Source organism: Streptomyces sp. NPDC042201 (assembly GCF_055582185.1).
In genome coordinates, this window is the sequence record NZ_JBVJDS010000008.1 from 237,093 (window position 1) to 262,070 (window position 24,978).

Annotated in this window: 21 protein-coding genes; 16 read left to right on the forward strand and 5 right to left on the reverse strand. The window is 70.6% G+C overall.

The genetic code is table 11. The features are described from left to right. Window positions 1–98: 98 nt before the first annotated feature. Together ACZ6MZ_RS21235 and ACZ6MZ_RS21240 are read left to right on the forward strand one after the other, a co-directional pair. Window positions 99–1,589, forward strand: coding sequence for a glycosyltransferase family 29 protein (locus ACZ6MZ_RS21235; RefSeq protein ID WP_469353571.1), 1,491 nt, complete (start codon window positions 99–101; stop codon window positions 1,587–1,589). Then, window positions 1,586–3,829 carry a polysaccharide pyruvyl transferase family protein gene (locus ACZ6MZ_RS21240; RefSeq protein WP_469353573.1) on the forward strand — a complete coding sequence of 748 codons (2,244 nt, stop codon included), beginning with the start codon at window positions 1,586–1,588 and terminating at the stop codon, window positions 3,827–3,829. Before ACZ6MZ_RS21235 ends, ACZ6MZ_RS21240 begins: the two co-directional genes overlap by 4 nt. Before the next feature lie 142 nt (window positions 3,830–3,971). Here ACZ6MZ_RS21240 and ACZ6MZ_RS21245 read toward each other — a convergent pair whose 3' ends face one another. Together ACZ6MZ_RS21245 and ACZ6MZ_RS21250 are read right to left on the reverse strand one after the other, a co-directional pair. Continuing rightward, on the reverse strand, window positions 3,972–5,354 hold the full coding sequence (locus ACZ6MZ_RS21245; RefSeq protein ID WP_469353574.1) for a polysialyltransferase family glycosyltransferase: 1,383 nt from the start codon (window positions 5,352–5,354) through the stop codon (window positions 3,972–3,974). Next, the gene (locus tag ACZ6MZ_RS21250) at window positions 5,354–6,334 is read right to left on the reverse strand and encodes a glycosyltransferase family 2 protein (protein WP_384182282.1); all 981 of its coding nucleotides are present in this window, start codon (window positions 6,332–6,334) and stop codon (window positions 5,354–5,356) included. Before ACZ6MZ_RS21250 ends, ACZ6MZ_RS21245 begins: the two co-directional genes overlap by 1 nt. A gap of 208 nt (window positions 6,335–6,542) precedes the next feature. On the opposite strand from ACZ6MZ_RS21250, the gene ACZ6MZ_RS21255 reads away from it, so the two are divergent. From ACZ6MZ_RS21255 to ACZ6MZ_RS21315, 13 genes are all read left to right on the forward strand, one after another. Next, window positions 6,543–7,862, forward strand: coding sequence for a DUF6716 putative glycosyltransferase (locus ACZ6MZ_RS21255; protein WP_389784085.1), 1,320 nt, complete (start codon window positions 6,543–6,545; stop codon window positions 7,860–7,862). A 29-nt stretch (window positions 7,863–7,891) separates the two neighbouring features. Next, the gene (locus ACZ6MZ_RS21260; RefSeq protein WP_469353576.1) at window positions 7,892–9,094 is read left to right on the forward strand and encodes a cytidylyltransferase domain-containing protein; all 1,203 of its coding nucleotides are present in this window, start codon (window positions 7,892–7,894) and stop codon (window positions 9,092–9,094) included. Between the two features lie 10 nt (window positions 9,095–9,104). Next, window positions 9,105–10,031: an N-acetylneuraminate synthase family protein gene (locus ACZ6MZ_RS21265; RefSeq protein ID WP_384182276.1), complete on the forward strand. Its 927-nt coding sequence runs from the start codon at window positions 9,105–9,107 to the stop codon at window positions 10,029–10,031. A 4-nt stretch (window positions 10,032–10,035) separates the two neighbouring features. Next, entirely contained in the window at window positions 10,036–11,121 is a 1,086-nt protein-coding gene (locus ACZ6MZ_RS21270; RefSeq protein WP_384182273.1) for a P-loop NTPase family protein, read from the forward strand. Between the two features lie 219 nt (window positions 11,122–11,340). After that, window positions 11,341–12,564: an amidohydrolase gene (locus ACZ6MZ_RS21275; RefSeq protein ID WP_469353745.1), complete on the forward strand. Its 1,224-nt coding sequence runs from the start codon at window positions 11,341–11,343 to the stop codon at window positions 12,562–12,564. Between the two features lie 138 nt (window positions 12,565–12,702). After that, entirely contained in the window at window positions 12,703–13,764 is a 1,062-nt protein-coding gene (locus ACZ6MZ_RS21280; RefSeq protein WP_384182270.1) for a BMP family lipoprotein, read from the forward strand. A gap of 212 nt (window positions 13,765–13,976) precedes the next feature. Next, the gene (locus tag ACZ6MZ_RS21285) at window positions 13,977–15,521 is read left to right on the forward strand and encodes an ABC transporter ATP-binding protein (protein ID WP_384182470.1); all 1,545 of its coding nucleotides are present in this window, start codon (window positions 13,977–13,979) and stop codon (window positions 15,519–15,521) included. Continuing rightward, the gene (locus tag ACZ6MZ_RS21290) at window positions 15,518–16,645 is read left to right on the forward strand and encodes an ABC transporter permease (protein WP_384182267.1); all 1,128 of its coding nucleotides are present in this window, start codon (window positions 15,518–15,520) and stop codon (window positions 16,643–16,645) included. Before ACZ6MZ_RS21285 ends, ACZ6MZ_RS21290 begins: the two co-directional genes overlap by 4 nt. Continuing rightward, entirely contained in the window at window positions 16,642–17,931 is a 1,290-nt protein-coding gene (locus ACZ6MZ_RS21295; RefSeq protein WP_384182264.1) for an ABC transporter permease, read from the forward strand. The genes ACZ6MZ_RS21290 and ACZ6MZ_RS21295 overlap by 4 nt, the downstream gene beginning before the upstream one ends. Further along, window positions 17,928–18,335 (forward strand): cytidine deaminase, encoded by a 408-nt coding sequence (locus ACZ6MZ_RS21300; protein ID WP_389784093.1) that lies wholly within the window; start codon window positions 17,928–17,930, stop codon window positions 18,333–18,335. Before ACZ6MZ_RS21295 ends, ACZ6MZ_RS21300 begins: the two co-directional genes overlap by 4 nt. Before the next feature lie 62 nt (window positions 18,336–18,397). Continuing rightward, entirely contained in the window at window positions 18,398–19,675 is a 1,278-nt protein-coding gene (locus tag ACZ6MZ_RS21305) for a thymidine phosphorylase (RefSeq protein WP_389784096.1), read from the forward strand. Window positions 19,676–19,772: 97 nt separating this feature from the next. Beyond that, entirely contained in the window at window positions 19,773–20,357 is a 585-nt protein-coding gene (locus ACZ6MZ_RS21310) for a Uma2 family endonuclease (protein ID WP_389784098.1), read from the forward strand. A 110-nt stretch (window positions 20,358–20,467) separates the two neighbouring features. Continuing rightward, window positions 20,468–20,773 (forward strand): STAS domain-containing protein, encoded by a 306-nt coding sequence (locus tag ACZ6MZ_RS21315; RefSeq protein WP_469353579.1) that lies wholly within the window; start codon window positions 20,468–20,470, stop codon window positions 20,771–20,773. Window positions 20,774–20,780: 7 nt separating this feature from the next. On the opposite strand, the gene ACZ6MZ_RS21320 is transcribed toward ACZ6MZ_RS21315, so the two are convergent. Next, a complete protein-coding gene (locus ACZ6MZ_RS21320; protein ID WP_384182251.1) occupies window positions 20,781–21,764 on the reverse strand; it encodes a sigma-70 family RNA polymerase sigma factor in 984 nt (327 codons plus the stop codon). Window positions 21,765–21,901: 137 nt separating this feature from the next. After that, window positions 21,902–23,209: an MFS transporter gene (locus ACZ6MZ_RS21325; protein ID WP_469353581.1), complete on the reverse strand. Its 1,308-nt coding sequence runs from the start codon at window positions 23,207–23,209 to the stop codon at window positions 21,902–21,904. Between the two features lie 62 nt (window positions 23,210–23,271). Between ACZ6MZ_RS21325 and ACZ6MZ_RS21330 the strand changes: the two genes are divergently transcribed. Further along, entirely contained in the window at window positions 23,272–24,258 is a 987-nt protein-coding gene (locus ACZ6MZ_RS21330; RefSeq protein WP_384182246.1) for a LysR family transcriptional regulator, read from the forward strand. 30 nt (window positions 24,259–24,288) lie between these two features. Here ACZ6MZ_RS21330 and ACZ6MZ_RS21335 read toward each other — a convergent pair whose 3' ends face one another. Next, entirely contained in the window at window positions 24,289–24,969 is a 681-nt protein-coding gene (locus ACZ6MZ_RS21335; RefSeq protein ID WP_386877938.1) for an alpha/beta hydrolase, read from the reverse strand. Window positions 24,970–24,978 lie beyond the last annotated feature (9 nt).

A 24,978-nucleotide genomic window follows, 5' to 3' on the forward strand; every position in this document is an offset into this window, starting at 1 on the left:
CCTGACCGACGGTGCGAGTTCACCTCAGGGGCCGGGAGGTTTCCTACCCTGTCACCCACCCACCATCTGTCCGTGGGGGAGTAGACGCCGGGAGCAGCATGACGAAGGCCCGCAGCCTGTGGCCGAGATGGCGCGGCGGCAAATACGCCAAGGCCACCAAGGCCGCCAAGAGCACGAAGAGCGCCGCCGTCCCACCGGGCGGTCCGACGCACGGCGCCCGGATCAGTCCGACGGCGCCCGCGGACTGCCTGCGTGCCTGTGCGCTGCACAGCGAGAGGCTCGTGGCGGGTGACGGTGACGACCGTAGGCGTACCGAGCTCGCCGGGAAGCTGCGGCAGCTCACAGCCGTCCACGCCGCGGCGCCCCTCCCGGCGTCCGGTATGGGCGCCGAGCTGTTCGACGCGCTGCTCGGCGTCGGCACCAAAGCCATGGAGGCCGGCGGCGACGAGCTGAAGCTCGCCCTGCTCATCAGCGACACCGTGCTGACCGAACGCGGGAACTCCCGCGCCGGCTGGCGGCTGCGCGCCCGGACGCTGGAGGCCCTCGGCGACGAGGCCGCGGCCGTCGAGGCGTACGACCGCTACCTCACGCTCACCTCCGACGACACGTACGGCGTCGCTCCCCGGCTCGCCGGACTGCGGATCGCCGCACGGTCCCAGGAGGAGATGCTCCAGCTGCTGGCCCGTGAGTGCCCCCGGGCCGAGGAGTTCTCCGCCGCGCCCGCGACCGACGTATGGGCCGAGGGGCTGGAGCTGCACGGCCGGGGCGACCGGGAGCAGGCGGAGCCGCGCCTGGTCGGCGCCCTGCTGGCCCTGGGCCGGGGCGGCGGACCGGTGCCGGAACTCCAGAACGCCGTCGGCCACTACCTCGACCTGCGGATCGAGGCGGCCGGTGGCGACGCCTCCGAGCTGAGCGGACTCATCGGCCTCTACGCCGAACAGCGCAGGAACCGGATGCGGCCGCCGGTCGTCGACCCCACCTTCGGCGGCGTCGACTGGATCAGCCTCGGTGAGCTGCGCAATCTGATCGCGGGCCGGTCCGTCTGCCTGGTCGCCAACTCCCAGAGCCTCGGCGCCGGCACCCTGGGCCCGGAGATCGACGCGTACGACCTGGTCGTCCGCTTCAGCTCGTACCGGATCGACGCGGCGGCCACCGGCACCCGGACCGACATCCATGCCACCAGCCACGAGCACCACTTCAACTGGGACCGGAAGGTGACCACACGGCTGGTGTTCGGTGGTGCCTCCGACGAGTGGAGGTACGCGTTGCGCGAGCGGCTGGTGCCCGGGGCGCAGCGGTACGTGGCCGACGACTCGCTGCGCTGGCCGCTCCGCCATATCGGCGGGGTGGACTGGGACGCCTGGCCGTCCGTCCCGACGAGCGGCTTCAACACGCTCTGGCTGCTGGACTTCCTGGACGTCAGCCCGACGCTCGATCTGATCGGCTTCGACTTCTACGAGAGCGGTGTCCACCGCCTGCCCGGAGCGATGCGGATACCCGTCACCTCCGAGCGCGAACGGGCGAGCGAGAAGTCCTGGGTCATGGAACGCGCACAGAGCGTCACCGATATGAGGATATCCCTGAGATGACCGCCACCAGCCTCTCCGGCGCCGACACCGGCGCCGACGCCGCTGCCGGCGTCGCTGTCCCGGCCCCCGCTGCCGCCCACGCGTCGCACGCGCTGACCGGGAAGCGCCGTATCGCCTTCGCCTCCTTCGTCGCAGACGACGACGTGCCCGCCTTCCTCGTACTGCTGCGCAGCCTCGCCCTGTCCAACCCGGGCCTCTGCGAGGACTTCATCGTCCTGCACGACGGTCTGCCGTCGGACGCCGCCGACCGCATCAGCGCGCTGCATCCGCGGATCGAGCTGCGGCCGGTGGCCGGCGAGCGCTACGCGTCGTACGCCTGCGACGGTTCGTCCCGTACGGCCTTCTTCGGCCTCGACGTGTTCCGCGTCCGCGACTACGACACCGTGATCAGCCTGGACCCGGGCATCGCCGTCCTGGGCGACCTCGGTGAGCTGCTGGTGCTGCGCGAGGGGCTGGCCGCGGCCGACGGGCTCACCGCCGCGGGACCGCTGGTCATCCAGCGCGAATATCTGACCGACGCGTTCTGCGCACGGCTCGACGCCCTGGGCCGCAGCGGTGCGTACGACCGAGAGCGGACCTTCCGCGGCCTGCTCGACGCCGTGCTGGACGGGGACCTCGTCCCCCTCGACGGTACGGCGAAGTACAGCGCGGCCGAGGACGACCGGCGGAAATTCGAGCTCTCGGACGCCGCGTTCCACGCCGCGTACATGGCGCTGAACGGGACCACGCACCACGACCTGATCGTGCGCTACGGCACCGCGCACGTCGCCCGCACCGGGGATGTGGAGAGCGCCCGGCGCGTCGCCCTGGCCCATATCGGCGCGGGCGAGTTCCAGGAGGCGGCCGACCTGCTCGGCCAGGTCCGTATCCCGGTGAACGAGGCGTGGCCGCACGAGGTGTTCGGACACGCGCTGATGAGCGTCTCGCGCTACGACGAGGCCAGGGCCCAGCTGCTGCTGGCCACCGCCGCCCCCAAGCGCGCCGCGACCGCCTTCGCCCGGCTGGCCCAGATCGCCTGGGTCCACGGCGACGACGGCGCGGCGCGGGAGTACGCGCTCGCCGGCCTCGCCACCGACCCCGCCCACCCGGGGGGCCGGGAGATGCTCCGCCGTACGCCGGTCCTGCCGACGCCGCGGGAGGGCGCGGCCGAGGACCAGCTCGCCCATGTCGCCTTCTACATGCCCCAGCAGGGCAACGCCGGGGACAAGCTGCTGCCCGAGTCCGTACGCCTGACCTTCGGCACCGACACCGGCCCGCGCCACTGGCACTCGATCCACGCCCACCGGCTCTTCGACGAAGCGGCGCTGGAGCGGGTCAACGCCCGGCGCGGTCTGGTCATCGGCGGCGGCGGACTGTTCATCCCGGACACCGCGCCCAACGGGAACAGCGCCTGGCAGTGGAACGTCCCCGACGCGCTGCTGAAGCGCATCGACGTACCCGTGATGGTGTACGCGGTGGGCTTCAACGCCTTCGACGGGCAGTCCTACCGGCGTGAGCGCTTCGCCGCCAGTCTGCGTCAACTCGTCGAGCGTGCCGCCTTCTTCGGGCTCCGCAACCACGGTTCGATCGAGAAGGTCCGCGCGCTGCTGCCCGCCGGACTGCACGACAAGGTGCGCTTCCAGCCCTGCCCGACCACCGTCACCCGGCAGCTGGTGGACGGCTGGACCGATCCCGAGCACCGCGAGAACACCGTTCTGGTCAACGCCGCGTACGACCGGGCCGGGCTGCGCTTCGGCCATGACTACGGGCACTTCCTCGCCGAGATGGCCACGGCGGTACGGGCGCTGGGCGCCCACGCCGAGGTGAAGTGCGTGGCGCATTCGCTCGACGACGAGCGGATCGCCTTCGACCTGCGGCGCGAGCACGGCATCTCGCTGCCGGTGATCCCGATGTACGACTTCGGGAACGACGCGATCCGGGACCTGTACGCCCGTACGAAGCTGGTGATCGGGATGCGCGGGCACGCGGGGATGATCCCGTTCGGCTGCGGGACGCCGATCATCAGCCTGATCTCGCACCCCAAGATGGCGTACTTCCTGTCCGACATCGAGCGCCCGGAGTGGGGCGTCTCCGTCCACGACAAGAACCTCGGGGCGCTGCTCACCGAGCGGGCGCTCGGGCTGCTGGACGACCACGCCGCGGCCGTGGCCGACGTACACGGCCGGCAGCAGGAGCTGTGGAAGATCACGCAGGCGAACGCGGCGGATCTGCGGGCAATCCTGGGGACCTCGGCCGGCTGAGCCGCCGCACCCGCTCCACCGGGACACGAGCCGGGACCTGAGCCGGAACCTGAGCCACGACCTGAGCCGGGACATGAAGGAGGGCGGGCCACTCGTCAGTGGCCCGCCCTCCCCGTACGTCATCCCCGTACATCAGCGCCCGTCAGGAACCCGTGCGCAGCACCGTCCGCCGCAGCTTCCGCGCCCGCCGCACCATCCGCCGCGCCGTCGCGTTCCGCGGCAGGCGCGCCAGCTGCGCCGGGACCGCGCCCGGCAGCGCGAGCGCCGTGAGCCGGCGCCGCTTGAAGTAGCGCCAGGTGTACTGGTTCAGCTGCTGCGAGAGATACGCCTCCGCCGCGGGCCGCAGCTCGGGATAGATCTGCGGCTGCATCGCGTAACCGACGGCCGCGACCAGCTCCGCCACCCGGGCGTCGGGCCGGTGCTTCCCGTCGTCGTCCAGCGGCGGCAGCAGCGCGTCCACGATTGTCACCGGCACGCGGTTGCTGTTCTGGTACGGAGCGAGCCGCTCCAGCAGCAGTTCCGTGCCGGTACGCGCCACCGGGAGGCCGTAGAAGGCGGACGCCGTGAACAGGGCTGTGGAGAAACAGCCGACGACCAGCGCCGGCTTCAGCCGCCGGTACAGCACCTCGGCGAGCACCGGACTGTCCAGGATGGTCAGATCGGCGCCGAGCTTCTCCGCTTCCCGCTCCAGCAGCCGCGACCAGACGGCCGGGGCGCTGGGGTGCGGCTTGAACACCACCTGGGTGTGCCCGAGAGCGACCGCCCCCCGGACCATCCGGATGTGCAGGTCCTCCTCCTCGCGCTCGCTGAGGATGCCCAGCGCCGAGAGGTACTGGCCGAGCAGCAGCGCCGGAGGCACCGACGGCGTCTCGATGCCGGTCGCGCTCACGTCGTCGGTGAGTTCGTCAAGGACTCGGGTGAACGCGTCCGTGGGCACCAGCTCGGGTTCGACACCGAACTCGGTGAGAAGCAGCGGCTTGAGCCCCGGTACGAGATCGAGATGGAGCAGTCTGCGCACCCGTTCGCCGACCAGCGGCTCGATCTTGGACCGGGTGGGGCCGTAGCTCATCAGCCCGTCCGCGTACACCTCGACCGGTGCGCCGGTGAAGATCTGCGCGATGGCGAGCGCCGGGTTGACCTGGATCGACTCGACGATCAGCTCCACGCTGTCGTCGCCGAGGTGCCAGGCCAGCCGCAGATGGCGCTCCCAGATGGGGATGTCGTCGGGGCGCGGGGCCCAGCCGCCCGGATGGAAGGGCGCGATGGTCTCGTTCCACGACACCAGGTCGTCGAACCGGCCGCGCAGCTGCTCGAACCCCGGCATCTCGTCGACGGACGGCGACAGCTCGGGTGATCCCGCGTTGTTGCTGACGACCAGCAGGCGCCGGCCGACCGGCCGGAAGAGACCGGCGTCGATCGCGGCGGCCAGGGTGGCGGCCCCGTAGAGCGTGGAGACACAGAAGACCTGCGTGGTGCCGGTGCCGGCGTGCGTACCGCGGGCCGGGAAGAGGAGGGACGACGCCATCACGCTGCCGCCTTCCCGCCGGACACCGGCCGCCTTCGCAGGCGGCGCAGCAGGACGGAACGGTCCAGGTCCATCGAATCCAGCGCTTCCTTCAAGATGTCCTGGGGCAGTCGTTTCAGAGCGGCGGCGCTCATGGAGCGCAATTGGCGGGCCACCGCCGGCTCGAACCGCTCTTTCGATCCCAGATGGTGGGCGATGATGGCGCAGTAGGTGCGTACGGCCTTCCCCAGGAAACGGTCCGCTTCCTCGTCCTTCGAGGTTTCCTCGATGACCTGGTCGAAAGCCCGGATGAAATCGAGCTGCCGTACGTCCCCGATCTGGGTGAGCGACGTGGCGACCCCGCGCCGGTAGAAGATTCCCAGCAGGCCGACCGCGGCGAAGGACTCCGCCTCGCGGTGCAGCCGCCAGATCCACGGCCGGTCCTCGGCGGTCCGCAGCCCGTCCGTGAAGTGGATGAGACCGCGGTCGACCAGACGCCGGTGGTAGATGCCCGCCCAGGCGAACGGATAGTCGACGGAGGTGGACCGGTGGGAGGGCAGGATCCAGTCCCGCGGCCGCAGCACCTCGTCGCGCCGGCCGACGGGGACGCGCTGGACCGTACGGGCCCTGGCCGTGAACTGGACGTGGTCCGTACGGACGAAGTCGCAGCCCAGCCCCTCGATGGTCGCGAGCAGCCGCTCGTAGTAGCCGGGGGCCACCCAGTCGTCACCGTCGAGGTACGTGACGTACTCGCCGCGTGAGGCGTCGAGGCCCGTATTGCGCGCGGTCGCCAGTCCACCGTTCCGTTCATGTCTGAGCAGGACCGCCCCCGGAAGCTCGCGCTCCGCGCGTTCGAGGATCTCCGGGGTTCCGTCGGTCGAACAATCGTCGACAAGAAGGAACTCGAAGTCCTCACGGCTGTTCGCTCGGAGGCTTCTAAGGGTTTCGAGGGCGTATGTCTGCACGTTGTAGAACGGCACGACGACGGAGAGCTTGACCACTCACCTGACGCTAGGCGGCGGCCCGTCATTCGGCCTGACATCCGGACGCATGGAAGGTGAACGAAGAATGGCGGAACGGTGAACCAGCCCGTTTCCCGGCCGTTCCGGACCGTTTCCGGGGCTCCGACGCCATTCGTAGATGTTCTGTTAACCCTTTATTGCCATTGAGTTGGGACGACAAACGGAATGACTTCCTAACGTCCTCGTCGTGCCATCACGTACCAGCCAAGCGGTCCGGGTCGCCGTGCTCGCCGACTCCGACACCCGGTGGAAGTGGGGTGCGCTCACCGCGCGCCGCATCGCCCCGGCAGGCCGCTCCACAGAGCTCAGCGGGTTTCTGCTGCGCGGACGAGCTACGCCCACCGCCCGACAGCTCGCGGAGGTCGGCGCGGAGGCTGACGCCCTGCGCGAGATGACCGGCACCGACTTCCTGCGGACGCTGCGGGAGGAGCAGTACGACGTGGTCGTGCTGGCCCTGGTCGGCGGCGCCGTACAGGCGATGCTGCACGGGATAGCGGCACTGAAGCTGCCGAGCAGACCCGTCGTCGTCACCGGCTACGTCGGAGTCGTCTACGAGAAGCTCTCCGACGGCCTGCTGCTGCGGCACGGCGCGGATGTCGTCCTCGCCAACTCCCGTTACGACGCGAAGCGGTTCCGCGCCGTGTACGAGGGAGTGGGCGCCGACGCCTCCTCGGTGACCGAGGCCGCGCTGCCGTTCCTCGGCGGCGAGCGGTACGTCTCCGAGGAAGCCCGCGACACCGTCGTCTTCGCCGCCCAGCCGTCCGTGCCGGCCAGCCGCGCCGACCGTACGTATCTGCTGCGGCGCCTCGTCCAGCACGCCCAGCTGCACCCGCGGCGCGAGGTCCTGCTGAAGCTGCGCAGCCGGGTCGGCGAGCACACCACGCACGTGGAGGAGTTCCCGTACCAGCGGCTCGCCGAGAAGCTGCCCGGCGGTCTGCCGCCCAACTTCAGGCTCGTGTACGGGAACATGGGCGAGGTCCTCGACCGCACCGATCTGCTGGTCACCGTCTCCTCCACGGCGGCCCTGGAGTCCCTGCACCGGCGCATCCCCACCGCGATCCTCACCGACTTCGGGGTGCGCGAGCCGCTCGGCAACCACCACTTCATCGGCTCGGGCTGCCTGGCCTCCTGGGACCAGCTGGACAGCGGCTACCGGCCGCGCCCCGATCCCGTCTGGGCGGACCAGCAGGGCGTCGCCGCGGACGGCTCGTACTCCTCGGCCTTCGACACGGCCCGCGAGCGTGTCGCCGAGCTGCTCGACGAGACCGAGCTCCCCGCCGTCAGCCCGTACTACACGGCCACCACCGCGCCCGGATATCTGCCGGGGCTGCTCGCCCGCTACCACCTGGCGGCCGACGGCACCCCGCTGACCACCCCGGCCGCTTCGAGCGGCACCAGCGGGGTCCGCCGTGTGGTGCGCGAGGCCGTACGCGGAGCGGCGCGCGGCGCCTACCGCCACGGCGTGCAGCGCGTGGCCCCCGTCATCCGCCGGATGGGCGAGCTGTGAACCGCCGAGCCGCCGACCAAGGAGTACCGATGACCGTCCTCGCCGTGATCCCCGCCCGCGGTGGATCCAAGGGCGTCCCCGCCAAGAATCTCGCCCCCGTCGGCGGTGTCCCGCTGGTCGTGCGCGCGGTCCGCGCCTGCCTGGCGGCCCGGCGGGTGACCGATGTCGTCGTCTCCACGGACGACGCGGCGATAGCCGACGCGGCCCGCTCCGCCGGGGCCGAGGTCGTCCTGCGTCCCGCCGCCATCGCGGGGGACACCGCGACCAGCGAGGCCGCGGTGCTGCACGCGATGGACGCCTACGGGGTGATGCGCGGCGCGAGCGCGGACGTCGTCCTGCTGGTCCAGTGCACCAGCCCGTTCATCACCGGCGAGGACCTGGACGGCGTCACGAGCGCCGTCACCGAGGACGGCGCCGACACCGCCCTGACCGTCGCGCCGACCCACGGCTTCATCTGGCGCCACGACGGCGCGGCGAGCGCCGAGCTGGACGGCTACGGCGTCAACCACGACAAGGCGAACCGGCCGCGCCGCCAGGACCGTCCCCAGGAGTACCTGGAGACCGGCGCCGCGTACGCGATGCGCGCCGAGGGCTTCCGCGAGGCCAAGCACCGCTTCTTCGGCAGGACCGCGCTCGTCAGGACGGACCCCGCGCGGGTCCTGGAGATCGACGATCCGCACGATCTGGCCCGCGCCCGCGCCCTCGCGCCGCTGCTCGACCCGGCCGTCCTGCCCGGCTACGACGACATCGACGCCGTCGTACTCGACTTCGACGGAACCCAGACCGACGACAAAGTCTTCGTCGACTCGGACGGCCGCGAAATGGTCGCCGTCCACCGCGGCGACGGCCTCGGCATCGCCGCGCTGCGCCGCTCCGGCCTGGAGCTGCTCATCCTTTCCACCGAGCAGAACCCGGTCGTCGCGGCCCGCGCGAGAAAGCTTCAGGTGCCGGTACTCCACGGCATCGACCGCAAGGACCTCGCACTCAAGCAGTGGTGCGACGAGCACGGGATCACGCCCGAGCGTGTGCTCTACGTCGGCAACGACGTCAACGATCTCCCGTGCTTCGGCCTCGTCGGCTGGCCGGTGGCCGTCGCGAGCGCCCATGACGCCGTACGCGCCGCGGCGCGTGCCGTCACCACGACCCCCGGCGGCGAAGGGGCGATCCGTGAGATCGCCGCCTGGCTCCTCGGTCCGGGTCTGCACACCCCCCACAACACCCTCAACAAGTAAGGACCCACCCATGAGCACCGACGCCACCTCCCGCCTGCGGACCTTCGGCACGCGGACGGCCGGGCCCGGCCGCCCCGTCTATGTCACGGGTGAGATCGGCATCAACCACAACGGCGAGCTGGACAACGCCCTCGCCCTGATCGACGTGGCCGCCGACGCCGGCTGCGACGCGGTCAAGTTCCAGAAGCGCACCCCGGAGATCTGCACCCCGCGCGACCAGTGGGACATCGAGCGCGACACCCCCTGGGGCCGGATGACGTACATCGACTACCGCCACCGCGTCGAGTTCGGCGAGGACGAGTACCGCACCATCGACGAGCACTGCCGCAAGCGCGGTATCGACTGGTTCGCCTCCCCGTGGGACACCGAGGCCGTCGCCTTCCTGGAGAAGTTCGACCTGCCCGCCCACAAGGTGGCCTCCGCCTCCCTCACCGACGACGAGCTGCTGCGCGCCCTGCGCGCCACCGGCCGTACGGTCATCCTCTCCACCGGCATGTCGACGCCGAAGCAGATCCGCCACGCGGTCGAGGTCCTGGGCAGCGAGAACATCCTGCTCTGCCACGCCACGTCGACGTACCCGGCCAAGGCCGAGGAGCTCAACCTGCGCGTGATCAACACCCTCCAGGCCGAGTACCCGAACGTGCCGATCGGCTACAGCGGCCACGAGACCGGTCTGCAGACCACCCTCGCCGCCGTCGCCCTCGGCGCCGCCTTCGTCGAGCGTCACATCACCCTCGACCGCGCCATGTGGGGCTCCGACCAGGCCGCCTCGGTCGAGCCGCAGGGCCTGCAGCGCCTGGTCCGCGACATCCGCACCATCGAGGAGTCCCTCGGTGACGGTGTCAAGAAGGTGTACGAGTCGGAGCTCGGCCCGATGAAGAAGCTCCGCCGCGTCGCGGGCGTCATCGCCGAGGCCGCCGAGCCGGTGGCGGTCTGACGCCATGACCGGTGCCGGCGGGGGCCGCTCCCCGCAGCCTCGTGCGACCGCTCCGGCGATTGCTTTCGTGGAGAGCCCGGTCCAGCTGCTGAACGTGCTGGAGTGGGCCAGGGCGAGCGCGACCGGTGACGCCCTCACCGTCGTCGTGCTGTCGCCGACCGATCCCATGTCACGCGGCCAGCTCCGCCGGATGGCCGAGCTGGCCCGCGACGAGGGCTTCACCGTGCGCTGGCAAGAGGCGCGCGGTGGAGCGGGGGCGCCCCTGCGGACCGTCCGGGAGCTGGCGCCGCTGCTGCGCCGGGCCGGCCGGATCGTCATCGGCGATCCGTTCTCCCGCTACGTACAGCTGCTGCTGACCCTGGTCGGCGGCAAGGAGCTGACGGTCGTGGACGACGGCACGGCCACGATGGAGTTCATCGGGCAGCTCGCCCGCGGTGAGCGGCTGGTGCGCTGGCACCGGCGCGGCGGCGGCCGCGGGCCGAGGGAACTGGTCCTCGCGCCCGTCACCGCGGCCGCGCGGCGCCGGCTGACCCCGTCCGCCACCCGTACGGTCGAGGTCTTCACGTCGATGCCCGTCGAGGAGGTGCCGGAGGGCGTCACCGTGACGGCCAACCGCTTCGCGTGGACGCGGGCCACCTTCGGCCCGCCCCGGATCACCGCGGGCGCGGACATGGTCGGCACCTCACTGGTCGAGACGGGCGTGGTCGACGCGGACCAGTACACCGAGGCGGTCATCGCGCTCGCCCGCACCCACGGCGCCACCCGGTACTTCGCGCACCGCCGCGAGAACGTGGACAAGCTGCACCGGCTGCACGCGGCGACCGGTCTGGAGATCGTCCGCCCGGACCTGCCGCTGGAGCTCATCGCGCGGCGCGGCCCGATCGGGAGCACCGTCCTGAGCTTCCCCTCCACCGTGGTGCACACCCTCCCGCTGGCCCTCGCCGGGACCGGCGTACGGGTCGCGGTGTGCGACATCGCACCGGAGTGGCTCAAGGAGACGGCCTCGCCCCGGGCACAGGGCTTCCTGTCCGGGGTCACGGGCACGGCCCGCGACGTCCACCGGCTGCCCCGGCTGCCGTCACCGGCCTGAGGCACGGCCGGCCGGGACACCCGGCCGGCCGTGCCTCGCGGGGCGGGAACAGTGATCAACCCATAAAATTGGGGCACTGGGAAAGGGCGGCAGCTTACCCACCCCGGCGGTCCGTCATACGTTCACGGGCAGATTTCTTGGCCTAACGGGCTGAAATTTTGTTGATCGCTGATCAGTTGACCCCCGAAGGGGCCTACCCTTCAACAGGTGAGCCAGTTGATGTCCCGTGAGTCCGAGACCGACCTGCCCGGCGACGCCGTACTTCCCGGTGCGCTGCCCGAGGCACTGCGCGCCGAGCTGATCGCCTTCCGCCGGGACATGCACATGCATCCCGAGCTGGGCAACCAGGAGTTCCGCACCACCAGCGCGCTCAAGCACCGGCTGGAGCAGGCCGGGCTCAGGCCCCGGGTGCTCAACACGGGCACCGGGCTCATCTGCGACGTAGGGACCTGGGACGGCGTCCGTCCCATGCTGGCGCTGCGCGCCGACATCGACGCGCTCCCCATCCCGGACACCAAGACAGGGGTGCCGTACCGCTCCACCGTGGCCAACCGCGCGCACGCCTGCGGCCACGACATCCACACCACCGCCGTCCTCGGCGCCGGACTGGTCCTGGCCGGCCTCGACCGGCAGGGTCTCCTGCCGAACGCGGTGCGGCTGATCTTCCAGCCCGCCGAGGAGGTGCTGCCCGGCGGCGCGCCCGACGCCATCGAATCCGGCGTCCTGGACGGCGTCGGAAGGATCATCGCGGTGCACTGCGACCCCCGCGTCGACGCCGGTCTGATCGGGCTGCGCCCCGGCCCGATCACCTCCGCCTGCGACCGGCTGGAAATCAGCCTCGACGGCCCCGGCGGCCACACCGCACGCCCGCATCTCACCACCGATCTGGTCACCGCCGCGGCGAAGGTGGTCACCGACGTCCCCGCGCTGCTGGCCCGCCGGGTCGACGCCCGCTCCGGGCTCGCCGTCACCTGGGGCCGGATCGAGTCCGGGCACGCCTGCAATGTCATCCCGCAGCACGCCGAGCTCTCCGGTACGGTCCGCTGCCTGGATCTGCCCGCCTGGCGGGACGCGCCGGACCTGGTCCATGCCGCGATCGACGAGATCGCCACGCTCCATCACGCGAAGTCGCAGATCAACTACATCCGTGGAGTCCCGCCGGTCGTCAACGACCCGGTCATCACGGAACTGCTGCGCGCCGCCCAGGCCGCCCGCCGCGGTTCGTACGCAATCGAGGACACCGAGCAGAGTCTCGGCGGAGAGGACTTCTCCTGGTATCTGGAACAGGTGCCTGGCGCGATGGCGAGGCTCGGCGTGCGGACGCCGGGAGACCCGGTCCACTACGACCTGCATCGTGGGGATTTCGACGCCGACGAGCAGGCGATCGAGGTCGGCGTGGAGCTTTTCACCGCCGCCGCGTTGATCGACGGCAACCGTTTGTAATCGGCCATGACACCTCCCGTTCGCGACGATCCGATAACAGCTTCCGTACAGGTCATTATCTGACATCTACGCGCGTTACGATCGCCGCGAAACCAGCGCCGGAAGAGGCGCTTCGGTCAGGTTGAAGGGACCACCCTCTTGCGCCGGGTAACCAAGATCGCTGCGGCGGGGATCGCCTCCGCCGCGCTCGCTCTGACTGCCACCGCTTGTGGCAGCACGTCGGCCGACAAGGCCAAGGACAGCAGTGACGCGTCGAGTTCCGCCAAGGACGGCGTCAAGGTCGGTGTGGCCTATGACGTGGGCGGCCGCGGCGACCACTCCTTCAACGACTCCGCCGCGCGCGGCATAGACAAGTCCAAGGCCGAGTTCGGTGGTGAGGTCAAGGAACTGACCGCCAAGACCACCGACACCGAGGCGGACCGCGTCGAGCGCCTCACCCAGCTCGCCCAGGCCGGATACAACCCGGTCGTCGGCATCGGCTACGCCTACTCCAACTCGATGAAGCAGGTGGCGGTCAAGTTCCCCGACACCACCTTCGGCATCGTCGACTCGGTCGTCGACGCGAAGAACGTCGACAACATCGTCTTCACCGAGGAGCAGGGCTCCTACCTCGCGGGTGTCGCCGCGGCGCTGAAGACGAAGTCGAAGCACGTCGGCTTCATCGGCGGCGTCGACGTTCCGCTGATCAAGAAGTTCGAGGCGGGCTTCGTGCAGGGTGTCAAGGACACCGACAAGAGCATGAAGGTCGACGTCCAGTACCTGTCGCACGGTTCTGACACCTCCGGCTTCGCCAGCCCCGACAAGGGCAAGGCCGCTGCGCAGGGCATGCTCGACAAGGGCGCCGACGTGATCTACAGCGCCGCGGGCTCCTCGGGCTCCGGCTCCATCGAGGCCGTCAACGGCGCCAAGGGCGCCTGGGCGATCGGTGTCGACTCCGACCAGTACAACCAGGCTTCCCTGGCCAAGTACAAGGACTCGATCCTGACCTCGGTCGTCAAGAACGTCGATGTCGGCGTCTACGACCTGATCAAGTCGATCCACGACAAGAAGCCGTTGGTCGGCACCAACAGCTACTCGCTCGCCAAGGACGGCGTCTCACTGTCCGCCAGCGGTGGCTTCATCAAGGACATCCAGCCGAAGATCGACGCTGCCAAGGCGAAGATCATCGACGGCTCCGTCACGGTCAAGACGACCCCGTGACCTGCTCCGGTCCGCGGATCAGAACGCTCGCGGCCGGCTGAGTGTACGGCCCGGTGAAAGGGGCTTCCCCTTTCGCCGGGCCGATAACAATGTGTCAACTCTACGCGCGTAGGCATGGGTTGACGCAGTAGCGTCACCGAACGCCCCCCGCCCCAACGCTCCTTCTCCGAGGAGAGTGCGCCATCAACGCGTCCAGCCCTCCCGCCGTCGAACTGCGCGGCATCACCAAACGCTTCCCCGGTGTCGTCGCCAACAGCGATATCGACATCACCGTTCGCAGAGGCACCGTGCATGCCCTCTGCGGCGAGAACGGTGCCGGCAAGTCAACCCTGATGAAGATCCTCTACGGCATGCAGAAGCCCGACGAGGGAACCATCACCGTCGACGGCGAGCAGGTCACCTTCGGCAGCCCCGCGGACGCCATCGCGCGCGGCATCGGCATGGTGCACCAGCACTTCATGCTGGCCGACAACCTCACCGTGCTGGAGAACGTCGCCCTCGGCGGCGAGAAGCTCTACGGCATCGGCACCAAGGCCCGCAACAAGATCAAGGAGATCTCGGACGCGTACGGCCTGAACGTCCGCCCCGACGTCCTCGTCGAGGAGCTCGGCGTCGCCGACCGGCAGCGCGTGGAGATCCTCAAGGTCCTCTACCGGGGCGCCCGCACCCTGATCCTCGACGAGCCCACCGCGGTCCTCGTCCCGCAGGAGGTCGAAGCGCTCTTCGACAACCTGCGCGGGCTGAAGTCCGAGGGCCTGACGGTCATCTTCATCTCCCACAAGCTGGGCGAAGTGCTCTCGGTGGCCGACGAGATCACCGTCATCCGCCGCGGTACGACCGTGGGCACCGCGGACCCGCGCTCCACCACCTCCAAGCAGCTCGCCGAGCTGATGGTGGGCAGCGAGCTGCCCTCCCCGGAGACGCGCGAGTCGACCGTCACGGACATACCCACGCTGCGGGTCCAGGACCTGAAGCTGACCGCGACCGACACCGACGGTGTCGTCCGTGACGTCCTCGCCGGGATCGACTTCACCATCCACCGCGGCGAGGTCCTCGGCATCGCCGGTGTCGAGGGCAACGGCCAGGCCGAACTCGTCGAAGCGATCATGGGCATGCGCGACCCGGACGGCGGTGTCATCACCCTCGACACCGCCGACATCTCCCACGCGCCGACCCGCAAGCGGCGCGAGAGCGGCATCGGCTACATCCCCGAGGACCGCCACCGGCACGGCCTGCTGCTGGAGGCCTCCCTCTGGGAGAACCGCATCCTCGGCCATGTCACCGAGCGCCCCAACTCCAAGGGCGGACTGCTCGACGCCAAGGCCGCCCGGCTCGACACGGAGCGGATCGTGCGCGAGTACGACGTACGCACCCCCGGTATCGAGGTCACCGCGGGCTCCCTGTCCGGCGGCAACCAGCAGAAGCTGATCGTCGGCCGCGAGATGAGCCACAGCCCCAAGCTGCTGATCGCCGCGCACCCCACCCGGGGTGTCGACGTCGGCGCGCAGGCCCAGATCTGGGACCAGATCAGGGAGGCGCGCCGCGAAGGTCTCGCCGTCCTGCTGATCTCCGCCGACCTGGACGAGCTGATCGGCCTGTCCGACACCCTGCGGGTCATGTACCGCGGCCGTCTGGTCGCCGACGCCGACCCCGCCACGATCACCCCCGAGGAGCTGGGCTCCGCCATGACGGGGGCCGCCACCGGACACCTCGAGCACGGCGCCGAGTCCGCCGTAGCTGGGGAAGAGGACCGATGAAGAAGCTCACCTCCCGGGTCGACAAGGAGCGGCTGCTCCTCGCGATAGCGGCGCCCGTACTGGCCGTGATCACCGCGCTGGTCGTCACCGCGCTGGTCATCGCCGTCACCGGCAAGAACCCCTTCGAGGCGTTCAACGACATGCTGTCGTACGGCTCTGCCAGCGACAGCCAGGTCTACATCCTCAACAAGGCGACCACGTACTACATCGCGGGCGTCGCGGTGGCCATCGGCTTCCGGATGAACCTGTTCAACATCGGCGTCGACGGTCAGTACCGCATCGCGGCCTTCTTCGCCGCGGTCGTCGGCGGCACGCTGAACCTGCCGGGCATCATCCAGATCCCTGTGATCATCATCGTCGCGATGCTCGTCGGCGCCATGTGGGCCGGTATCGCGGGTGTCCTCAAGACCTCTCGCGGGGTCAGCGAGGTCATCTCCACGATCATGCTGAACTCGATCGCAACTGCGATCATCGGCTATCTGATCCAGCCCGAGCGGCTCGGCCAGCTCGACGAGGCGGGCACCCTGGTCTCCACCAAGCCGCTGTCCGAGTCGTCGTGGTTCTTCACCATCGACCTGGGCCCGGCCGGCATGCTGTGGGGCTTCCTCTTCATCGCCCTGCTCGCGGGTCTCGCCTACTGGTTCGTCCTCGGCCGCACCCGCTTCGGCTTCGACCTGCGCGCCGTCGGCCAGTCCGAGTCCGCGGCCGCCGCGAGCGGTGTCAGCGTCAAGAAGATGGTCGTCACCAGCATGATCCTCTCGGGCGCCATGGCCGGCCTGATCGGCATGCCGACGCTGCTCAACGAGAGCCACATGTACAGCAACGACTTCCCGCTGGGCATCGGCTTCACCGGTATCGCCATCGCGCTGCTCGGCCGCAACAACCCGATCGGCATCGCCCTAGCGGCCCTCCTCTGGGGCTACCTGGAGCGCACCACCAACCACCTTGAAGTGATCGGCTACGACAAGGAGATCCTCGGCGTGCTCCAGGGCGTCATCGTCCTGTGCGTCGTCATCGCCTACGAACTCGTACGCCGCTACGGCCTCAAGCGCCAGCAGCAGCAGGTCGGCGCCGAGCTCGCCGCCCAGGCCGCGAAGACCGAGAAGCTGGAGGTGGCGCGATGACCGCCACGATGACCGCCACTCCGCCTCCTACGGCCCCGAAGGCCCCGGGCGCCAAGCCCGCACGCTCCCGGCTGTCGGTCGCGCGGATCCTGCTGATCGTCGCGGGCGCCCTGGTGCTGATCTCCGCCGTACGCGTCCTCACCGGCGCCGACCAGCTCACCTCCGCGGGCCAGATCAGCGCCTCCCTCGGCCTCGCCGTACCGATCGGCCTCGCCGGTCTGGCCGGTCTGTGGTCCGAACGGGCCGGTGTGGTCAACATCGGTCTCGAAGGCATGATGATCCTCGGCACCTTCGGCGCCGGCTGGATCGGCTGGCAGACCAGCCCCTGGCTGGGCCTGGTCGCGGGTGTCGCCTTCGGTGTCCTGGGCGGACTGCTCCACGCGGTCGTGACCGTCACCTTCGGCGTCGACCACATCGTCTCCGGTGTGGCCATCAACCTGCTCGCGCTCGGTGTCACCCAGTACCTCGCCAAGATCTTCTTCAACTCCGGCGAGGCCCAGACCATGGGCGGCAACCCCAAGCAGTCCCCACCGGTCGACTCCATCCCTGACGTCACCGTGCCAGGGCTCTCGGACGGCCTCGCCACCCTCGCCGGCCACCACTGGTTCCTGATCTCGGACCTCGCGGGCATCCTCGGCGGCCTCGTCACCAATGTCTCGGTGCTGACGATCTTCGCGGTGCTGCTCTTCGTCGCCACCGGGTGGCTGCTGTGGCGGACCCCGTTCGGTCTGCGGCTGCGCTCCTGCGGTGAGAACCCGATGGCCGCCGAGTCGCTGGGCGTCAACGTCTACTCGTACAAGTACGCGGCCGTCGCGATCTCCGGCGGACTGGCCGGCCTCGGCGGCGCGTTCCTCGCGACCGTGCCCTCGCACATCTACCTGGAGGGCCAGACCGGTGGGCGCGGCTATATCGGTCTCGCCGCGATGATCTTCGGCAACTGGCGTCCCGGCGGCCTCGCCATGGGCGCGGGCCTGTTCGGCTTCTCCGACGCGCTCCAGCTGCGCAACGGCGGCGAGACCGTCCACGCGCTGCTGCTCCTGCTGGTCGTCCTGCTGGTGCTGCTCGCCGTGTGGAAGGCGTACAAGAAGGTCATGTTCCAGGCCGTGGCGAGCGCGGTCGTGGCCGCGCTCATCCTGGTCTGGTACCTGCTGACGGACACCGTCCCCGAGGACTTCGTGGGCGCCACTCCGTATGTCGTGACCCTTCTGGTGCTGTCGCTGTCGGCGCAGCGGCTGCGTATGCCCAAAGCTGACGGTATGCGCTATCGCAGAGGACAAGGCAAGTGACGGCCGCCGCGGACGCCGCGGGCATCGACTGGGAGACCCTGCGGGCCGCGGCGCGGGACGCCATGTCCCGCGCGTATGTGCCGTACTCGAAATATCCGGTCGGGGTCGCGGCGCTGGTCGACGACGGCCGTACGATCACCGGCTGCAACGTCGAGAACGCGTCGTACGGACTCGGACTGTGCGCCGAGTGCGGTCTGGTCTCCGCGCTCCACCTGAGCGGCGGCGGCCGGCTCACCCACTTCACCTGCGTCGACGGCGCGGGCGAGGTGCTGGTGCCGTGCGGCCGCTGCCGCCAGCTGCTGTACGAATTCGGCGGCCCGGCCCTGGTCCTGGAGACCCCGGACGGAATCCGCACGCTGGACGAGATGCTTCCGCAGGCCTTCGGGCCCGGGCACCTCAACTGAACTCGGCCTCTCCGTCGTCGCGATCCGGCGGCGGAGGGGCCGTACCCATCGAAAGGAACGTGATGGACGTCATCTCCGTCATCCGCACCAAGCGGGACCGGGGCGAACTGTCCCCGGAGCAGATCGACTGGGTGATCGACGCCTATACGCGCGGCGAGGTCGCCGACGAGCAGATGTCGGCGCTCGCGATGGCGATCCTGCTCAACGGCATGAACCGTACGGAGATCGCCCGCTGGACCGCCGCCATGATCGCCTCGGGCGAGCGCATGGACTTCTCCGCGCTGTCGCGCCCCACGGCCGACAAGCACTCCACGGGCGGCGTGGGCGACAAGATCACCCTGCCGCTGGCGCCGCTGGTGGCCGCGTGCGGCGCGGCCGTACCGCAGCTCAGCGGGCGGGGCCTCGGCCACACCGGCGGGACGCTCGACAAGCTGGAGTCCATCCCCGGATGGCGGGCGCTGCTCTCCAACGCCGAGATGCTGGACGTCCTGAACACCGCCGGCGCGGTGATCTGCGCGGCGGGCGACGGACTGGCCCCCGCGGACAAGAAGCTGTACGCGCTGCGCGATGTCACCGGCACCGTCGAGGCCATCCCGCTGATCGCCTCCTCGATCATGTCCAAGAAGATCGCCGAGGGCACCGGATCGCTGGTCCTGGACGTCAAGGTCGGCACCGGCGCCTTCATGAAGACCATCGAGGACGCCCGCGAACTCGCCTCGACCATGGTGGGCCTGGGCACCGACCACGGGGTACGGACGGTCGCCCTGCTCACCGACATGTCCACGCCGCTCGGGCTCACCGCGGGCAACGCGCTGGAGATCCGCGAGTCCGTCGAGGTCCTGGCCGGCGGCGGCCCTGCCGATGTGGTCGAGCTGACCCTCGCCCTGGCGCGCGAGATGCTCGACGCGGCGGGTCTCCGGGACGCCGACCCGGCGAAGGCACTGGCCGACGGCTCGGCGATGGACGTCTGGCGCCGCATGATCGCGGCCCAGGGCGGCGACCCGGACGCGGCGCTGCCGGTGGCCCGCGAGCAGCAGGTGATCACGGCCCCGTCGTCGGGTGTCCTCACCCGTCTCGACGCGTACGGCGTCGGCGTCGCCGCCTGGCGCCTCGGCGCGGGCCGCGCCCGCAAGGAGGACCCGGTCCAGGCGGGCGCGGGCGTCGAACTGCACGCCAAGCCGGGCGACACGGTCACCGCCGGCCAGCCGCTGCTGACGCTGCACACGGACACCCCGGAGAAGTTCGACTACGCACGCGGCGCGCTGGACGGCGCGTACGACATCGTGGCGGGCGACACGCAGTACAAGGCGACGCCGGTGGTCCTGGAGCGCATCGCCTGACCAGGCGTTTCCCCATTCGGATGAACGGGACCGGTGGACGCCCACCGGTCCCGTTCGCCATGCTGGGATCGGTGACGCACCGATAGAGGAGACCGCCATGAGCGCACTCACCGTCGACCACGAGCCGGATCAGGGCTGGGACGACCTCGTCCGTATCCGGGAGGAGACGGACGCACCCGAGGGCTGCAAGGTGGAGATCATCGAGGGGATCATCACCGTGTCACCGTCGCCGTCCAGGGACCACAACGTCACCGCCTCCATGCTGCAGCGCCGGCTGTACTCCGTGATCCCGGAGGACTGGGAGATTCTCCAGACGCAGGACGTGGTCGTTCCGGGCCGGCAGGGCCTGTACGTGCCCGATCTGCTGGTGGTGGCGGGGGAGGACGCGATCGGGCCCGGTCATCGGATCCCGGCGGGGCAGGCGAAACTCGTCGCCGAGATCACCTCGCGGGGGAACGCCAACCACGACCGCATCAGCAAGGCCCATGGCTACGCCCAGGCCGGTGTTCCGCTCTATCTGCTGCTCGACCCGTGGCTTTCCGGCCGCCCGACCGCCACGCTCTACGGTGAACCCGAGGGCGGCACGTACCGGGTCCTCGCCTCGGTCGAGTACGGAGACAAGCTGACCCTGCCGGCACCCTTCGACGTGGTGATCGACACGGGCGTCTTCCCCGTCAGCTGACAGCCCGGCACGCCGGCGGCTCTGGGTCTGTACCGGGTGTGTCCGGGGGGCTGCGATGAGTTCCGGGCGGGGGGCCGGTCTTTCTGTCTGTGGACGTTACGGAACCGATCGTGCTCGTCATCGCCGGCCGGCTCACCCCGGCCGATGGGCCCCGGCTGTGTGAGGAGCTGGCCGCGCGGCTGCGGGAGACGGGCGGCGGCGAGGCGATCTGTGACGTCGGCGGCCTGGTCCCGCCGAATCTGGCCGCCGTCGACGCGCTGGCCAGGCTGCGGCTCACCGCCCGCAGACAGGGCTGTCGGATCCGGCTGACCGGCACCGGGCGGGAGCTGCGGCTGCTGCTGGATCTCGTTGGCCTCGCGGACCTGATCCAGGAAGTGGCCCCCGACGGGGACCACGACCCGCCCGACACCTTCTAGGTAGCGATCACTCCTTTGTCAGCCGCTGGGGGAGATCGAACAGCGGGAACCAGCGCGCCGTGTCCAGGAAGGAGTTGATCCCGGTGATCCGGCCGTCCTCTATCTCGATCACCATGAGCGCCCACGGCGTATAGCCGGTGCCGTCCTTGCTCGAGTGGTAGTGGGCGAACGCCGGAGTGCCGTTGGCCACCGTCGGGACGAGCCGTGAGCCACGGCAGACGGAGCCGACGCCGAGCATCCAGCCGACTATGTCGGCATGGCCCTGAAGCCACAGGTCGTACGGCGGCATCGACAGCGTCGCGTCCTCGTGGAGCAGCGCCGTCAGCGCCTTCATGTCGTAGCCCTCGAAGGCCGCCACATACCGCTCCAGCAGCTCCTTCTGCCCCTCGTCGAGCGGGTCCGCCGCCTCGGTCGCGGCGGGACCGCAGTCGGCGAGCGTCGCGCGTGCCCGCTGGAGCGCGCTGTTGACCGAGGCGACCGTCGTGCCCAGCAGCTCGGCGACCTCGGCGGCCTTCCACGCCAGCACCTCGCGCAGGATCAGCACCGCCCGCTGCTTCGGCGGCAGATGCTGCAGCGCGGCGACGAACGCCAGCCGGATCGACTCCCGCTCCACCGCCGTCTCCGCCGGGTCCGCCACCGAAGGCAGCACCCGGCCGTCCGGCACGGGCTCCAGCCAGGTGATCTCCGGGCGCCCGTTCAGCTGGGCCTGGGCCACCGGCTGCGCGGCGGTCAGATCCATCGGGCGCGCCCGGCGGTTTCCCGCGCTGAGCATGTCCAGGCACACATTCGTCGCGATGCGGTAGAGCCAGGACCTCAGCGAGGACCGGCCCTCGAACTTGTCGAAGCTGCGCCACGCGCGCACCATCGTGTCCTGCACGGCGTCCTCGGCCTCGAAGGCGGAGCCCAGCATCCGGTAGCAGTAGCCCGTCAGCTCCGTCCGGTGCTTCTCCAGCCGGGAATCCAGATCCTCTGTTGTCGCGAGATCACTCATCGGCTCACCCCAGTCGCCCCCTTGTAACCCATCTCTCGGAAGCTACCGCAGGCCACTGACAATCGCCGGTTTCGGGTCAAAAGGATGAAAAATGGCGCCCGAGGCGCCGTGGAGCCCCGGGCGCCGTGCGGCACCGCCTACCGCTGTACCGCCGGCACCGGCCGCCTCGCGGCCTCGGTCCGCGCCGCGTGCGTCCCGTACAGCGTGATCGAGACGACCCCGAGCACCGCCACCAGTCCCAGCAGCACCGTTGCCTCCCAGCCGCCGGCGTGGAACGCGACCGCGCCCAGCGTGCCGCCCGCGCTGCTGCCCAGGTAGTACGCCGACTGGTAGAGCGCCGAGGCCTGCGCGCGGCCCGTCTTCGCCGTACGGCTCACCGACGACGAGGCGACCGCGTGGCCCGCGAAGAAGCCCGCCGTGATCAGCACCAGACCGAGCAGCACCGCGGCCAGCGTGTCCGACAGCGACAGCAGCAGGCCGGCCGCCGTCGTCCCCACGGCCAGATACAGCGCCCCGCGCCGGCCCAGCCGCGCGACCAGCCGCCCGGCCGCCGCCGAGGAGACCGTACCGACCAGATAGACCAGGAAGATCGAGCCGATGATGCCCTGCGGGAGGTTGAAGGGCGCCTCCACCAGCCGGTAGCCGATCACGGTGTAGACCGCGCCGAACACCGTCATGAAGAGCGCGCCGATCGCGTACAGCCGTCGCAGCAGCGGGTCGGCCAGATGCCCGCCGACGGTCTTCGCCAGCGCCCGCGGGCTCAGCGACCGCGAGGTGAAGTTCCGTGCCTTCGGGATCAGGACGCGGAAGGCCACCGCGCACACCACCGCCATCAGCCCGACCGCGCCCAGCGCCGCGCGCCAGCCCCACAGCTGGGCGACCCAGCCGGTGACGATACGGCCGCTCATCCCGCCGACGCTGTTGCCCGCGACGAACAGCCCGATCGCGGCGACCAGCGCCTTCGGCCGTACCTCCTCCGCGAGAAACGCCATCGCCGACGCCGGGAGCCCGGCGAGCGCCGCGCCCTGCACGGCGCGCAGCGCCACCAGCCACTCGATGTCCGGCGCGAACGGCACCAGCAGCCCGACCGCCACCGCGATCACCAGCGACGCGGTCATCAGGGTGCGCCTGCCGAACCGCTCGGACAGCGCGCTCAGCGGCAGGACGAACAGGGCCAGCGCGCCCGTCGCCGCCGAGACCGTCCAGCTCGCCTGGCCGGCCGTCACGCCGAGGTCGGCGGAGATGGCGGGCAGCAGGGCCTGCGTGGAGTAAAGGAGGGCGAAGGTCGCGACCCCCGCGGCGAAGAGCGCGAAGCTCATCCGGCGGTAGCCGGGGCCGCCGGGGGAGAGCTGCGACGGGGCGGACGGCGAGGAAGGCGAAGGCTGAGCGGACGGCGCGGCGGAGGCACCCGGGATGACGGGCGCCTCGGTACTGACTGAAGGCATACGACGACCGTAGGCACCCCGTCTTCATGCGTCCAATGCATGGAATGGAGATAATCGTTCCCATGGTGCATGAACCCAGCTCACGAGCGCGCGTGTCATGGAACAGTTACGAAGACGACATGCCGGTGACGGCCGAACTGGACCCCGAGTCCTGGTCCGCGGTCCTCGCGCCCCGTCTCGCGTACTTCGCCGGGGTGGCCCGCCATGAACATGTGACCCGCGCCGCGCAGGACATGGGCGTCCCGCAGTCCACCCTCTCCCGGGCGATGGTCAGGCTCGAAAAGGACCTGGGCATCGCCCTGTTCGCCCGCAAGGGCCGTACGGTCTCCCTCACCCACGCGGGCCGGACCTTCCTCTCCTCCGTCGAACGCGCGCTCGCGGAGGTGGAACGGGCCGCCGAGACCGTACGGGCCGACGCGGACCCGGCGTCCGGCAAGGTCGCCTTCGGCTTTCTGCACACCATGGGGTCGGAGACCGTGCCCGGACTGATCCGGGCCTTCCGCGCCGACCATCCGCGCGTGCGCTTCCAACTGGTCCAGAACTACGGCGAGGCGATGATCGAACGCCTGCGCGCGGGCGATCTGGACCTCTGTCTCACCTCACCGGTACCGGACGCCCCCGATCTGGTCGCCCGCAGGCTGGACGAACAGCGGCTGCGGCTGGTCGTCCCCGACGACCACCGGCTCGCCCGGCGCCGCCGCGTCCGCCTCGCCGAGGCCGCCGACGAAACCTTCGTCACCCTCGAACCGGGTTACGGACTGCGCCGGATCACCGACGACCTCTGCGCCGAGGCCGGCTTCCGGCCGCGCGTCGCCTTCGAGGGCGAGGAGGCCGAGACGCTGCGCGGCCTGGTCGCGGCGGGCCTGGGCGTCGCCCTGCTGCCGCCGCCCGCCGTGGCCCGCCCCGGGGTGGTCGAACTGACGGTCACGGCGCCGCGCGCGGTACGCGAGATCGGCGTCGCCTGGCTCGACGGCCACCCGGACACCCCGCCGGTGGCCGCCTTCAAACGCTTCCTGATCTCCCGCCGCGGCCACCTGCTGCCGGACTGACGGGACCTCAGCGGCCAGGCCCGCCCTGACCTACGGCCGCAGTGACCGGCCGAACCCCGCCGCCAGCGGCATCCGCAACCCCAGCGGCGGCGGCGCCGCGAGCGCGTCCGCGACCGGCCGGGAGTACGTACGCGAGAGCAGCGCGCCGAGCACGAAGTCCGCTGCCAGGGCCAGGACTTCGCCGTGGTGCTGACGCAGCGCGTGGCCGTCGGAGTGGACCTCGAAGCGGCAGGTGTCCCGGTTGACCTTCTTGGCGCGTTCGGCCAGCCGGTAGGAGAGTTCGGGATCGGTACGCGCGTCCGTCGTACCGTGCACGATCATCACCTGACGCCCCGCCAGCTGCCGTACCGGCTCCGGTTCGACCGCCCGGTCGTCCTCCGGCAGCCACGGGGCCATCGCCAGCACGGAGTTGACGGCCGTGTGGCCTGCGGCGTGCAGGGCGGCCCGGCCGCCCATCCCGTGTCCCGCGAGGCACACCGGTATGTCGCCGTAGCGCCGCACGGCCTCCTCCGCCGCCCAGTCGGCGTCCGCCGCGAGGCGCGCGTCCGGTCCGTTCCAGCCGCGCCCGCGGTAGTGGACCACATGCACGACCAGCCCTTCGGCCGCCCCTGACCTGGCCAGCGACCGCGCGAGCGGCAGCATCCCTGCGTACGCGACGGCCGAGGCGCGGCGGGCCGAGACCGGCTCGCCCTCGGGAAGTACCAGGACCACGCCCCCTAC